At 41.3% G+C, this 14,470-nt stretch carries 10 protein-coding genes and 1 pseudogene; 4 read left to right on the forward strand and 7 right to left on the reverse strand.

Annotated features, from left to right (window positions below; translation table 11 throughout):
• Positions 1-33: 33 nt before the first annotated feature.
• Entirely contained in the window at positions 34-597 is a 564-nt protein-coding gene (locus AC4MBN_RS09835) for a YceI family protein (RefSeq protein ID WP_419374694.1), read from the reverse strand.
• 47 nt (positions 598-644) lie between these two features.
• Complete coding sequence (locus tag AC4MBN_RS09840) at positions 645-1,214, reverse strand: nicotinate-nicotinamide nucleotide adenylyltransferase (protein ID WP_180139317.1); 570 nt, start codon at positions 1,212-1,214, stop codon at positions 645-647.
• 101 nt (positions 1,215-1,315) lie between these two features.
• On the opposite strand from AC4MBN_RS09840, the gene AC4MBN_RS09845 reads away from it, so the two are divergent.
• The 3 genes and pseudogenes from AC4MBN_RS09845 to AC4MBN_RS09855 all read left to right on the forward strand — a co-directional run bounded on the left by AC4MBN_RS09845 (position 1,316) and on the right by AC4MBN_RS09855 (position 3,873).
• Entirely contained in the window at positions 1,316-2,116 is an 801-nt protein-coding gene (locus tag AC4MBN_RS09845; protein ID WP_419365380.1) for an enoyl-CoA hydratase, read from the forward strand.
• Positions 2,117-2,189: 73 nt separating this feature from the next.
• Entirely contained in the window at positions 2,190-2,984 is a 795-nt protein-coding gene (locus tag AC4MBN_RS09850; protein ID WP_419374695.1) for a nitroreductase family protein, read from the forward strand.
• Positions 2,985-3,242: 258 nt separating this feature from the next.
• A pseudogene (locus AC4MBN_RS09855) lies at positions 3,243-3,873 on the forward strand (hypothetical protein).
• 79 nt (positions 3,874-3,952) lie between these two features.
• Here the strand turns inward: AC4MBN_RS09855 and AC4MBN_RS09860 are convergent.
• The 5 genes from AC4MBN_RS09860 to purL all read right to left on the reverse strand — a co-directional run bounded on the left by AC4MBN_RS09860 (position 3,953) and on the right by purL (position 11,528).
• The gene (locus AC4MBN_RS09860) at positions 3,953-5,419 is read right to left on the reverse strand and encodes a carotenoid oxygenase family protein (RefSeq protein WP_419374696.1); all 1,467 of its coding nucleotides are present in this window, start codon (positions 5,417-5,419) and stop codon (positions 3,953-3,955) included.
• 139 nt (positions 5,420-5,558) lie between these two features.
• Entirely contained in the window at positions 5,559-5,876 is a 318-nt protein-coding gene (locus tag AC4MBN_RS09865) for a YqfO family protein (protein ID WP_180104432.1), read from the reverse strand.
• A gap of 17 nt (positions 5,877-5,893) precedes the next feature.
• The gene (locus AC4MBN_RS09870) at positions 5,894-6,775 is read right to left on the reverse strand and encodes a LysR family transcriptional regulator (protein ID WP_419374697.1); all 882 of its coding nucleotides are present in this window, start codon (positions 6,773-6,775) and stop codon (positions 5,894-5,896) included.
• 479 nt (positions 6,776-7,254) lie between these two features.
• Positions 7,255-7,380, reverse strand: a complete 126-nt coding sequence (locus tag AC4MBN_RS09875) for a KGW motif small protein (RefSeq protein ID WP_253144109.1) — start codon at positions 7,378-7,380, stop codon at positions 7,255-7,257.
• A gap of 314 nt (positions 7,381-7,694) precedes the next feature.
• Positions 7,695-11,528 (reverse strand): phosphoribosylformylglycinamidine synthase, encoded by a 3,834-nt coding sequence (purL, locus tag AC4MBN_RS09880; protein ID WP_491880186.1) that lies wholly within the window; start codon positions 11,526-11,528, stop codon positions 7,695-7,697.
• Positions 11,529-12,832: 1,304 nt separating this feature from the next.
• Between purL and AC4MBN_RS09885 the strand changes: the two genes are divergently transcribed.
• Positions 12,833-14,470: a sodium:solute symporter family transporter gene (locus tag AC4MBN_RS09885; protein WP_419374699.1), complete on the forward strand. Its 1,638-nt coding sequence runs from the start codon at positions 12,833-12,835 to the stop codon at positions 14,468-14,470.

Raw genomic sequence — 14,470 nt, forward strand, 5'->3', positions numbered from 1 at the left:
GTCCTGCCGAATTCACAGAAATTGAATATCACATTATTGGGTTTTCCACTGCCCCATTAAATGAATATTAACCTTTTCACCTACGCCTGCAGTGGCCTTCTTCATCCCAAAATCTGAGCGATTAATTACCGTGGTGGATTTCACATCGAGTAGATTAGGATTACCCTTGTTCGGTGTCAGCGTGGTATCGAATACCACTGGTCGAGTAACCCCTCTTAGAGTGAGTTGACCCATGACCTGATAGCGATTCGTACCATTTGGCTTAAACTGGGTACTTTTGAAATTGACCGTTTTATAGTGCGATGCATGAAACAGGTCCTCACCCATAATCATATTTTTAAGGCTAGGTTTAGAAACTTCCAGGCTATCCACCTGCATAGTGAACTCAGTAGATGACTGTTGTGGCTGATCAGGATCAAACTGCATGGTTGCCTTGAACTCTTGAAAATTTCCCTTTACCACATTCAAACCCAAGGAGTTAATGCTAAAGCCGACACTACTTTGAGGCGTCAATGTCCAGCTTTTAGCATACGCAGCCGATATACACATAGCAGATAGAGCACCCGCATAGGCTATATTTTTCAGGAATAGATTCATTGTGTTCATCCTTAACAATCAAATGAACTCACTACCTTAAAACGGTTTTAGCCCAGATTTGTTTTATCATTTAGTTCAAACTTGTTGACCAATTGTTGAAAAATCTCATTATTTTTAAATTTATGTAAAAACTCACTAGTGCCTAAAGGAAAAGCTGATTCCACTACTTCACCGCGATAATACGCTTCACGTAAAGGAGTCGCTGAAATTGCACCGACCAAGCTATCGAGTTCCACCATTTCCCACTCCGGGAACAAACTTAAATAATAAGAAGATTCATCTTTAAAGTGTCCAATCAGACCAACTTTTGCTTCTGGTTCAACTACTTCAGACACCAGCGATTTCACCAGTTTTTGCCATTTTTCATCATTATAGACATCAATGACATGGACAAATTTAATACGCTTCTGATCTGCTTCAGAAAAGTTCGACAGGATCATTTCTTCACGTTCAGTGGCCAGAAATGGATTTTTAATATTGCGTTCTTGCTGTGCCGAGCCTAATGCCAGAATCACCTGTTGGCTCTGCTGCAAGGCAATTTTAATCGTTTGCATATGGGCCAGATGGAAAGGTTGAAAACGACCAATAAACACCAGGTAATCAAATTTATACTTCATAGCACATCTTACTTTTATGAACGCATCAGTTATGCCGCAGGGAATTTTTTGCGACATAATAAGCGCCAATAAATTCATATTAATAAAGCAAGGATAGTACGATGACACTGAGCTGTATTCAACAACCGCATCAGCATTTAAATGCGAATTTAGACAATGGCGTACTGACCTTAGCCATTCACCGCCCTGAGGCAAAAAATGCGCTTTACGGCGAACTATATCTATGGATCGCACAGGCACTGGATGAAGCAGATCAGGATAGTAGTGTGCGTGTCGTGATTCTACGTGGTCAAGACGCAGACTTTAGTGCCGGCAATGACATGCAGGACTTCATGAAGTTTATTCAGACGCCTCTGCAAGCTAAGGCTGGCGATACTCCTCCTTTTGTGCTGTTGAAGTCCGCTGCAAAATTTTCCAAGCCTTTAATTGCTGCCGTTCGTGGCGTTGCGATTGGGATCGGGGTAACGATTCTGCTGCATGCTGATCTGGTTTATAGTGACAATACTGCCCTGTTCCAGATTCCATTTGTTAGCCTTGGCCTGTCGCCTGAAGGCGCTTCAAGCAAGCTGCTCGTACAACAAGCTGGCTATCATAAAGCGGCTGAGTTACTGCTTACTGCACAGCGATTTAATAGTGAAAAAGCATTGGGTGCAGGTCTGGTAAATAGCATTGAAGAAGATGTCTATGCTGCTGCTGAAAAACAGGCAAAAACTCTTGCCGCTTTACCGCTGGCTTCTATTAAACAAACCAAAGCACTGATGAAGCATGATCTGGCTGAAATTATTGACTGTATTGATGATGAAGCTGAGATATTTATGAAGCGTGTCGGTTCACCTGAAATGACGGAAGCCGTTCAGGCGTTTATGCAAAAACGGAAACCTGATTTCACACAATTCAACTAATTCTGAAACTTATCTTTTAATTGAGGCAGTTTAGACTGCCTCAATCTTTTATTTTTTTGAAAGAATCTAGCTTATGACTAATGAAAACTCCCAAACGACTTCTCAAACAACCGATAGTTCAAATCCTGAAAAGAAACGTTACTACGAACCTGCTCCTCAGGATATTGATGTAGATAATTTCCGCAAGGTCATCGAAAGCCGCCGTTCAGTGCGTAAATTTACCAAGAAGCCAATTCCTACTGAAGTACTGGATGCCTGTCTGGATTTAGCCTTGCTGGCACCAAACTCTTCAAACCTGCAGCCGTGGACATTTTATGTGGTGCAGAACCCCTCCAAGAAAAAACGTCTGGTTAAAGCATGTATGAGCCAGCTTGCTGCTAAAACAGCTTCAGAACTGATTGTCTGTGTGGCACGTACTGACCGTGTAGATGAAATGGCAAAACTGAATATCAGCGAGTTTCCATTTCCTGAGGCTCCACCAGCCATTAAAAAGTACTATAAGTACATTCCATACAACTACAAAACCGGTTATTTAAATGCCTTTGGTAACTTTAAGAAAGTTGCTTTCAAAGTAGCACGTACATTCGATAAACAAATGCCAGTGTCTGCATTTAGCCCTGCTGATGCGAAACTTTGGGCAAGTAAAACCACAGCATTAGCCTGTGAAAACCTGGTACTGGCTTTACGTGCTTATGGTTTTGATAGCTGTATGATGGAAGGTTTCGATGAACCAATGGTTCGTGAAATTCTGGACCTGAATGATCAGCAATATCCGGTGATGGTGATTGGTGCTGGTGAACGTGCCAAAGATGGTGTGTTCTTCCCGCAGTATCGTTTTGATCGTGAGCTGTTTATTCAGAAGGTTTGAGTTTAAAAGTAGTATGTGAAGGATTTAAGAATATTAATTTACTTAATATTTGATGACATGGATGTCGCTTAATTAAGTATATTAGAAAAATCTAAATAATAATTTTATAGTTTCCTCATATAAGTATTTCATAATGATTTTATTCTTATGAAGAAGCATTTAAAACAAAAAATTTTAAATCATAAATTATCTTAACTGGATCAAAGCCAATTACGGGACAACACTTACTTTTAATGAAGGAAATGGAATTAAAGCAAAATGAAAATAAAATTTTTAATAATTATTAGCTTATTTCTTTTAAATGGTTGCCAAGCAAAGGCACCCCTTATGAAGAATAGTATTACTTTTGTGGCAGGGCCATCAGACTTCGAGCATAACTTTGTTTTTAAAAATAATTGGCCATTGTGCGGTAATTTTTATGATAGTGATGGAAATATGCCTGTAAAAAGAAAAACTAAATATTTAACTACAGATAACACTTGCAGAGTCGAGCCAGAAGGCTATGTACCTCAACAAATTATTATTGAGTATGCACCTTGGTTAACTTATCAAGAACAGGTAAAAGCTGGATTGGGGAATGTTAGATCTTTCTTTAATTTGGATGAACTGCCTCGAGATAAATGGCCATCAAAAGAGGTCTTACATGCCTATGCGGACAATATAGAAAAAAATGGCTTCTATCGATAAACTCCCCTCTACCGCTTGGAAACATATTGTACTCACTCCCCCTAAAGAAGTAGAAAAATACAAATATCAAGTTCCCGAAGGAAAAGGCAATCGAAGTCGAGGTAAAAATATCCACTACATTATTTCCCTTAATCCTGATGGTAGCTATGATATAAAAACCAAATTATACTGGGTCTCCAAATATCAAGAAAATTGGAATTGAAGGTTTATTTAAGCATGTAGTAAAGTTTTTTTGATTTCAAACGGACTTAAATAAACTAAAATTTTTCCTAAATATAATTTTATTTTACTTTCAACTTCCGATAATCAGTCCAATTACAATGAAAACCAACTGGCACTCGAACGGGTAAATAAATCGTGGCAATTGGGCCATCCTTAATATGCTGTGCATCCAAAATCACAACTTTCGAAGGGCCACAATCTAAAGCATGCACATAAGACATGAGCCAACCCTCATTTTCAGCTTGTGCACCCTCTTTTTCGACAAATATAGCCTCACCTGTGACCCAATTTTCTCCAAATGAATAACTTTCTATGGTCGTAGTTTCTAAATCATGACCCAACAGGCTATTACTGCTGACATGGTAAGGATCATCAAATTCGCCAAAGGAAATGCTATAAGCATAACGATAAGGCCGCCCGGTATAAGCTTCATTAATGCGTGGGAATTCCTGTTTAACATCCGATAAGATTGTTCGCTTTACTTTCCCTGTTTCTTTTTCAAAGACAAATCGTTCTAATCGAAGATCCTGATCTTCAATTGGGCCCTGAATCGAATGCACCATTGCTTTGGAATGTACCACTGCATCCATGACCACATTCCCTGTATCCAGATCATAAGCATTCATGGTATGAAAAATAAAACAGGGATCGATGTTGTACCAGCGTATATCCTGAGCACTTCCACCAAAAGATAACAGACCAATACGTGCCTGATGTTTCGGGTTCCATTGATATGGCAGCAGCGAACCTTTTAAGGCACTCTGCACCGAGAAATTTACATTTAAGTCCAAAATTAAGACCTGAGATTCGGTAATCGCACAGTCATGTACCATCGGACCATGTTTGACTGGAATTTCAACATGATTTTTCAGTTTGCCCTGTACATCGATATGCAGATAAAAGACTTTATTATGGGTTAGCCCATCATAACAAACCGCATGAATATCGCCGGTATCCGGATCAATATGTGGATGTGCAGTAAATGGCAAGTCTAGATCATCATTCTCAAACAGATGATGGCGCTTAGATTCCAGTTCACTATTCACTTCGATTGGATAAGCACCCGCTTCGACCAATGCCCAGATTTTCCCAGCAAAATTGATGATATTGGTATTTACTGGATCAGCTACACCACGACTTTTCCCCGGAATCACTGAGCGATGTAATTTCTTCTGTACACTATCCGCACCTACATATTGGTTTTTGTACCAGTGTGCTTCACCTTCTTTAAGCCGTAACGCATGAATCATCCCATCACCGGTAAACCAGTGATAAATTTTTGGATTTTTCACTGTAATGGGGTTCGGGCCAATTCGCATCAAGGCGCCATCTAATTCTTTCGGGATTTGCCCTTCTACCTTCAATTGAGTTGAAAAATGCTCCTGCCGCTGCGGTGCAAAAATACCATCCAGATAAGGATTATCATGGGAATATGGAATACGGTTATGTAGGATTTCTGCGCCGTATTGAATAGATTTATTCAGCGTATTTTTGAACATGCTGCTCAGCGGTTTTGGCAACGGCATTGTTATATTCCTTGTTTTATTCTTTTATTTGAGTTGTTCTGACGAATTTTATAATAATAAAAGCAGATTGGGTGTTTTTATATATAGATAGACGGCACATTAACACTAATGCACCGTCGGTTTATATCACTTCTAAAATTTAAACTTTTATATCTAAAAGCTGGATAAATTCAAATGCCGGTTCTTCATAAGGATGACTTTCTTTTAGAGCCTTAGCCACTTCAACCGCCTTTTCATCAGGCACAAGAATTTCGACCCGCCATTCTTCCACTTTTTCTAGCTGGCCAATTTCCCCAATATGAGGATCTGCGCCTTGCTGTGGCTTAAATTGTCCAGTTCCCAGAATTTGCCAGGCACAATCGGTATACTCCCCAATACCACCCGCACCTGCTGCAAAGACGGCTTTCTTGGTTTCCTCTAGGTTTTCATCTGGTACGTAATAAATCAGTTTAAGCATATATCCCTACAAGTTTTTCAAGCATTTACCGTATTGTTAAGAGCTTCGGTAATAATATTCAATGCTGGATTTTGAGAGTTCTTGTTAAATGTTGCATATAGTTCGACTTGAGGTAAAGGTCGATCTGTCTGGATCACTTTCACTTCATCATTCAGGAAACGTAATAAATAATCGGGAGCAAAACTAAAACCCATACCCATATTGATCAGGTTAATATGCTGTAGCACATTGGTCGCCCACAGCACTTGATCGTGCTTTAGCTGATCAAAGGACATCAAGGCATTGAGTCTTTCATAAAATATGGGTGATGCATTCTGATCACACATAATAATTGTATGATTTTTCAGTTCCTGTAATTTCAGTATTCGATCGGTTGGGTACAAATGCTTGGCTGCAACCAAGTGAATTTGTTCTGTCAACAAATGGATGTTTTCAAAATCTGGATGATCCAGCTGAAAACGGGTAATACTTAGATCTAGTTCGGCGTTTTTCAGATGTTGGAGCTGTTCCAGACAGAACAGGCTATGCAGATGAATTTTCAGATCTGGCATGGTCTTTTTCAGCTTGGCCAAAATATGTGGCATAACTTTTAGTTCGGCAACATTCAGAAAGCCAATATGAATCTGGTTATTTTTCTGCTGCGCCACCTGTCGTGCTGATGCAACAGCCAATTTGGCATTTTCTAGAGCTTTTTCTGCATAGATTAAAAAGGCTTGGCCTTCATCGGTTAACTGTATTTTCCGTGAAGAACGCTCAAACAGGTTAACGCCAACTTCCTGCTCCAGATCTTTAATCTGCTGGCTTAAAGAAGGTTGAGCCGTAAACAGCTTTTCAGCAGCCCTAGTGAAACTCTGCTCCTGCGCCACGGTGATAAAATAGCGTAAATGTCGAAGTTCCATAGATTGCTCACTTCAAAAAATAGGTGCTTATCATACGATTTAGGCCAACGTATTGAAAATATTAATAGATCAATAGCTTATACGAAAACTCATATAATTACCTTCTATGCATGACCAGACTTTTCCCCTCATACATTTATTCCTGTTTCAGGTATACACATGGTGTCTTGCATGACGCAGTATTCGACATTGAGCTCAGATTAAAGTTGGAAACAGGCAGCAGAATCGCTGAACTTGCCATATCTGGATGTGATTCAGATTGCTTCTCATGATGTGTATAGCACCTGGATTGCCAACTCTGAAATTCATGAATCTGTGTAATTCTGGTTCGTCCGGATGGTTATGTGGCATGGCGTTATCAGGACAGTATTAATAATGCTTTTGATTTTGTGAATACGCAGAAGGTAACACTAAAGCAGATTCAGCTCACTGTTTGGCGATAAAAAGCCACCTCTCGGTGGCTTTTTTAAATCTGTTGATCAAGAACCCTGTAGCAAATAACTACCTACCAAGAACAACACCTGTAGGCCAACAACAAAACCAAATAACCACCAACCTTTCTGACGTAATTCTGTTCTATCCATTATTCTGAGCGTCTTAGCCATGTCATCACCTCATTCTTGAGTGTTGATACTGAACTGATCTATACCATCTTTCCTTTAAAGTGCATAAATATTGTGCATTATTTACACAATATCACTTCTATACAGATATAAAAGCAAAATCTAAACCAGTTCAGCGGGAGAAAATTAAATAAATGTTTCAAACTGCTTAAAAAGCAAAAAGCCACCCACTGGTGGCAATTGATGAAGCTAGTCTAAACAAAAGTAAATGATTTTTCTAGTTTTACTAATTTCCCATAAGTTCAAATTATAAAAAAGGGTCGCTACTGCAACCCATTTTTTGAAGCTAAATCAGATTAGCCAATGAACTTACGCGCATTACGGAACATGCGTAACCATGCACCGTCCTGATCCCAGTCTTCAGGTTTCCAAGAGTGCTGGATCGCACGGAAGTTACGCTCAGGGTGTGGCATCAAGATAGTCGCACGACCATCTTTCGAAGTTACACCAGAAATCCCTTCAGGCGAACCATTCGGGTTCAATGGATATTGCTCAGTCGCATTACCTTGGCTATCGACATAACGCATGATCACCTGGTTATTGGCATTCAATGCAGCAATGCTTTCAGCTGATGCAACCACACGACCTTCACCATGTGCCACAGCGATTGGAAGAATTGAACCTTCCATACCTTCTAGCAATACAGAATGAGATTTCTCTACACGAACATTGACGCTACGTGCTTCAAATACTTCTGATTTGTTGCGATGGAAACGTGGCCAAGCATCTGCACCTGGAATCAGTGGAGCCAATTGAGACAACATTTGACAACCGTTACAGATCCCTAAAGAGAAGGTTTCTTGACGGTTAAAGAATTTCTCGAACTGGTCACGGAGTTGCTGGTTAAACAATACTGATTTTGCCCAGCCACCGCCTGCGCCTAATACGTCACCGTAAGAGAAACCACCACATGTCACCAGACCTTCGAAGTCATCCAAGCTGATACGACCAGCAAGCAAGTCACTCATGTGTACGTCAACTGTATTGAAGCCGACTTTGTCGAATGCTGCTGCCATTTCTACATGACCATTTACACCCTGCTCACGCAGAATCGCCATATTTGGACGACGTGAGTTAATGTATGGTGCTTCGATTTGCTCGTTCAGATCAAATGTCGGTTGAGCAATTAAACCTTTGTGTGATTTGTCTGTAACTAACGCAAATTCTTGATCTGCAGTTTCTACGTTGTCACGCAGACGCTGGATTTGATGAGAAACTTCAGTCCAAGCTACTTGCAGGTCAGCACGTTCCAGTACCAGACCATTTACAGATAACTGGTCAGAGTTGTTCACTGTACCTACTACAGAGATCGCATCTTTCAGAGTAGAAGTAGCGATTTCTGCTTGTAATGCATCCCAATCTGCTTTCGCGATTTGCAGAACTGCACCGATTTCTTCAGCAAATAATGCTTCAACTGATTGATCTTCTAGCGCCACACCTAGACGTGCAGCAAACATCATTTCGGCAATAGTTGCCAGCAAACCACCATCACCGATGTCATGGTAAGCCTTGATCAGGCCACGGTTGTTCCAGTCTTGAACCAGTGCGAAGAATGCTTTGAAGTCATCGAAGCTGTCGACATCTGGAGTGACAGAACCGATGGCTTTGTATACCTGAGCCAGGATCGAACCGCCTAGACGGAACTGACCTTTAGACAGATCAATACGAACCAGTACAGATTCAATATTTTTCAGCTCAGGGGTTAATGTCTTACGAACATCAGTTACAGGTGCAAATGCAGTGATCACGCCTGACATCGGAGAAGTTACGGACTTGTCTTCGCCTTCGTCATTCCAGGTGGTACGCATTGACAATGAGTCTTTACCAACTGGAATTGCAATGCCCAGTGCTGGACACATTTCCATACCAATGGCTTTTACGCCTTCAAACAAGGCTTGGTCTTCGCCCGGTTGACCAGCCGCCGCCATCCAGTTTGCAGACAGTTTGATGTCGCTGATCTGATCAATCTTCGCAGACATGATGTTCGAGATCGATTCAGCAACTGATAAACGTGCAGAAGCCGCTGGGTTTAACAATGCCACTGGTGGACGTTCACCCATCGCCATTGCTTCACCAGTGTAACCTTGCAGGCTAGTCGTGGTTACTGCAGCATCAGCCACTGGTACTTGCCATGGACCCACCATCTGGTCACGTGCAACCATACCGGTAATCGAACGGTCACCAATGGTGATCAGGAATGACTTAGAAGCCACAGTCGGATTCTTGATGACGCGATAAATCGCATCTTTCAGATCAGTCACTTTAGACGCATCAAAGTCATCGCCTTTACGCGGAGCAGTTTCATATGAACGGCTCATACGTGGTGTACCACCAAGCATCACTTGCATTGGCATATCCACTGGCTTGTTGCCGAACAATGGATCTTCAACGGTTAAGTGACGCGCTTCAGTCGCTTCACCGAGTACTGCAAACGGACAACGTTCACGCGCACAGATCGATTCGAATAACGGTAGAGATTCTGGACGGATCGCAAGCACATAACGCTCTTGCGCTTCGTTTGACCAGATTTCCATTGGTGACATGCCTGGCTCAAGCGATGGGATCTTACGCAGATCAAGCACCGCACCAAGCTCGTGGTCATTAACTAGTTCAGGCATAGCATTCGAGATACCGCCCGCACCGACGTCATGTACAGAAACGATCGGGTTCTCATCTTCCATGCGCCAGCAAGTATCAATCACTTCCTGACAACGACGTTCCATTTCCGGGTTTTCACGTTGTACAGAAGCGAAGTCCAGGTTTTCACCCAGTTTACCGCTGTCTACAGAAGATGCTGCACCGCCACCAAGACCGATCAGCATGGCTGGACCACCAAGCACGATCAGTAAGTCACCTGGTTGAATCGCATCTTTTTCAACGTGGTCCGGACGAATGTTACCGTAACCACCCGCGATCATGATTGGCTTATGGAAGCCTTTCACTTCGCCATTGACGTTTTGTTCGAAGGTACGGAAATAACCCGTCAGCGCTGGACGACCAAATTCGTTGTTAAACGCTGCGCCGCCTAATGGACCTTCAATCATGATTTGAAGTGGAGATGCCATACGTGAAGGTTTGCCATAGTTTTCTTCCCAAGGCTGTTCGAAGCCAGGAATATTCAGGTTAGATACGGTGAAACCCGTTAAACCAGCTTTCGGTTTACCACCACGACCAGTCGCGCCTTCGTCACGAATCTCACCGCCTGAACCTGTCGCAGCACCGGCAAATGGTGCAATCGCTGTTGGGTGGTTGTGAGTTTCCACTTTCATCAAGATGTGAGCGGCCTGGCTTTTGTATTTATAAACGTGTTGACCGTTATCTTCTTGAGTTGGATAGAAACGTTGCGTATCAAAACCAACAATCACCGATGCGTTGTCTTTATAAGCCGACAATACGTCTGTTGGTGATTCTTTATAGGTATTTTTGATCATCTGGAACAATGACAATGGTTGAACTTCACCATCAATCGTCCATTCAGAACCGAAGATTTTATGACGGCAGTGCTCTGAGTTTGCCTGAGCAAACATCATCAGTTCGATGTCGTTCGGGTTACGATCCAGTTTAGTAAATGCCTCTGTCAGGTAATCAATTTCCTGTTCAGACAGCGCAAAGCCAAATTCATTGTTGGCTTTTACCAGTGCTTCTTTACCTTGACCCAAGATATCAATCGAGTTCAAAGGTTTCGGAGCAGTTTCAGTAAATAATACTGCAGCATCTTCAATCGCATTGAAAACGCTTTCAGTCATGCGGTCATGCAAGATCTGTAATGCTTCTTTAGAAAGCTCTTTTTCGCCTTTCAAAGTAAACAAAACACCGCGTTCTAAACGATGAACCGGTGTATTACAGTTGGCAAAAATATCAGTTGCCTTTGATGACCACGGTGAAATCGTGCCGACACGCGGTGTCACCAGAATCTGGACTTCATCACTTGCAGCCTGGCGCAGTTCAAATGATTGACCATCGTTGAGAAGCTGTAAAGCGGATTGCTGTTGTTGCTCGTTGAGCGCTTGGTCAAAAAGATAAACAAATTGACTTTCTAGTGATTGAACAGAACTAATTGACGATAAACGTGTGAGTAGTTGAGCTTTCTTAAAAGAAGAATGTGCAGGTGCACCGGCAACGATAAACATGCTGATTTTGGCTCCACGGGATGGTCTGAACAACCATGCCACAATGTGACTTGAGAGAGCGCATATTCTACTGTGAAATAAGGAAATCGGCTAGATGCCAAATCAGAAAACTACGCCTGAAATATCCTGGACTTTTAAAATATTCCGTTTATTTTCAGTTAGGAAAATTGAATGTAGTCGCACAGGTTAACACATTTTTTTCAAGAAAAATCAAAACCGCTTCAGAATAATTTTCTGCATAAAAATTGTATTATTTTTCAACAACAATCGGGACAAAATCAAATTCAGGTTTTATTGTCATGACCTGCCAAAACTCCTATTTAGGCCAAAATGAAATACTTGATTACAAGATTTAATGAAGTCGTATTTTTTGCAGACTGTTTTTGATTCTTTTGATTGACTCTTAACTTTGACTTCTAAGATTAGAAAACTGGTTAAAGGTCTTCTGCCGTTTTCTGTACTACAAGGAACAGTTCTCCGCTGATCTCCGCCATTATACAGTAACAGAGGCAAATTACTCCTCTCTATGAAAGAATAATTAATACTGAGTGGTATTTTAATCTGACATCATCTGCGGGGGAAAAACCGGACATCTATTCTCACCTTCTAAAAGAATAAAAATAAAGTTTCTTATTTGGGCCTTTTATTTTTTTATATTTGATTTTTATCTTCTCAGATCATAATTAAGCGAAATTTACTCATCTAAAAGACCAAAAAATATATCGACAAAATCCCCACCATATCCAATATTTTGAAATTTCATCATTTATTCATGAGCTCTATTATGTGTAAAAAACACAATATAAATAGCAAAATACCACTTATATTTATGAGGAAATTTACCAGGAATTATGAGGTTTATATAAAAAAATAATGAAGAAATGATTAATAATAAAATTTTGTTACCTTTTTTATTTAAGCCGTATTCTCAGGTTTTATTTAACTCGAAAAGTTTAAAATAAATATTTGTAATTGTTGAAAAATATAGAAAATTTTCTTTTTTATTCAACTAATGGAATAACAGGCCCACACGTCTATATCAGCTAAGAATCTTACCAAATAGACACTTCATCAGTAAATTTGATGATTTTATGTTAAGCTCTAGCCGAATTGCTGAGAAATTGTCTAAATTCTGGGCCTGGCAATGGTTTTTCCTTTCTGCTGTAGAGATGAATATAAATTCTATATTCGGACACTAATTTTTGATGTTCTATAGCTTCACTGCTCTGTCTATTTTAGAGCCTTAATCTGTCACCAATGATTTAATTTTCAAAAACAAAAGGTGACTCGCTTAAGGAGTATGTATGTTTCAATTCACTAGTACAGCAACTGTACTATTGATGGTGCTTTTCTATGGCATCACTTTTTTACTATCGTTACGTATTAAACAGAAAAATGAAAATGTTGATGGCTACATGGTCTCGAATGGCTCCATCGGATTTGGAATGTCTGCGGCCAGTATGACCGCTACCTGGATTTGGGCCGCATCATTTTATGCAGCAGCTTCATCCGGATATACATACGGCGTTTCCGGTGCCCTCCACTATGGTTTATGGGGTGCGCTGATGATTTTATTTATCTATCCCTTTGGCAAGCGCTTTCGTGAACTGGCGCCTAATGCACATACTCTGGCAGAAATCATGCATGCCCGGCATGGCAATCAAAGCCAGATGATTCTGGCGGGTTCCAATATTGTGGGTAGCGTGATCAGCCTGATGGTGAACTTTACCGCCGCTGGGGCACTGGTTGAGATTTTATCTCCTTTAAGCTTTATCCATGGCGTGCTGATTACCGGCATCGGTGTGCTGTCCTATACCCTTTGGTCGGGGTTCCGTTCCTCGGTCTTTACCGATTTCGGTCAGCTGGTGGCAATGATTGTCGCGGCTGTGATCATTATTCCAACCTTGTTCTTTACCTTAGGCGGACCCTCCCTGTTTCAAAGCGGGATTCATTACCTGCAACCAGAACAGCTGGATTTTTTCTCTAAAACAGCCTTTCTGGAACAAGGTGCACCGTTTTTTGTTGCCGTATTGGCCTACGCGATTGGTAATCAGACCATTGCCCAGCGCCTGTTTGCAGTCCGTGAAGACCTGATCAAACCAAGTTTTATCACTGCAACCATTGGTTATGCTGCAATTGTCATTGGTCTAGGCATGCTGGGGTTATTGGCACTATTTGCAGGTATTCAACCTATTGATGGCAACCTGAATAACCTGATTCCGCAAATGGCAGCGACTTATCTTTCTCCATTTATGGTCGCGCTGTTATTCATCATGGTGATTGGAGCCCTGTCTTCTACCGCTGACTCGGATCTGTCTGCCCTGTCTGCGATTGTCATGACAGACATTTATGGCAAACAGATTGCGAAAAACCGTCCTGATCCAAAGAAAATGCTATTTATTGGCCGTATGACCATGATCGTTGCCACCATGCTGGGAATTGTGATTGCCACCTTGAAGTTTGACATTTTGTCGATGCTGATTTTTGTGGGTGCGCTTTGGGGTTCTATTGTATTCCCGGTGATTGTCAGCCTGTATTGGGACAAGGTGAATGCCCGGGCCTTTAACTGGTCAGTGGGCCTCGCATTTTTAAGCTTTCTGATTGTACGTTTTGAATGGCTTCCGATTCAGGGATTGATCGCACTTGGCTTTGAACTCGTTGCGACCTTGGGTATTGGTGTGGTGCTGGGTCTGATGACCTTTGGTTTCTTCGGTAAAAAAGTGGGTCTGGTCGTTGGCATATTGGCCAGTATTGGTTTCATGCCATGGACCATCGGCTTCCTGCGTGAATACGGCACCTTGTTAAGCTCACTGACAGCTTATGGCAGTAGTGCGTTGGTATGTACTGTGTTGACGCTACTCTACAGCAAAGAAAAATTTGATTTTAAGCAAATCAACAAGATGGTGATTGAATTTCACCAGCTATCTGAGAAAAGTAAATAA

Source organism: Acinetobacter sp. CAU_H_60 (assembly GCF_058599385.1).

Excerpts from the sequence above, each read along its gene's own strand:
- AC4MBN_RS09835 (WP_419374694.1), bottom strand. The coding sequence starts at position 597 with ATGAATCTATTCCTGAAAAATATAGCCTATGCGGGTGCTCTATCTGCT.
- AC4MBN_RS09840 (WP_180139317.1), bottom strand. The coding sequence starts at position 1,214 with ATGAAGTATAAATTTGATTACCTGGTGTTTATTGGTCGTTTTCAACCT.
- AC4MBN_RS09845 (WP_419365380.1), top strand. The coding sequence starts at position 1,316 with ATGACACTGAGCTGTATTCAACAACCGCATCAGCATTTAAATGCGAAT.
- AC4MBN_RS09850 (WP_419374695.1), top strand. The coding sequence starts at position 2,190 with ATGACTAATGAAAACTCCCAAACGACTTCTCAAACAACCGATAGTTCA.
- AC4MBN_RS09860 (WP_419374696.1), bottom strand. The coding sequence starts at position 5,419 with ATGCCGTTGCCAAAACCGCTGAGCAGCATGTTCAAAAATACGCTGAAT.
- AC4MBN_RS09865 (WP_180104432.1), bottom strand. The coding sequence starts at position 5,876 with ATGCTTAAACTGATTTATTACGTACCAGATGAAAACCTAGAGGAAACC.
- AC4MBN_RS09870 (WP_419374697.1), bottom strand. The coding sequence starts at position 6,775 with ATGGAACTTCGACATTTACGCTATTTTATCACCGTGGCGCAGGAGCAG.
- AC4MBN_RS09875 (WP_253144109.1), bottom strand. The coding sequence starts at position 7,380 with ATGGCTAAGACGCTCAGAATAATGGATAGAACAGAATTACGTCAGAAA.
- purL (WP_491880186.1), bottom strand. The coding sequence starts at position 11,528 with ATGTTTATCGTTGCCGGTGCACCTGCACATTCTTCTTTTAAGAAAGCT.
- AC4MBN_RS09885 (WP_419374699.1), top strand. The coding sequence starts at position 12,833 with ATGTTTCAATTCACTAGTACAGCAACTGTACTATTGATGGTGCTTTTC.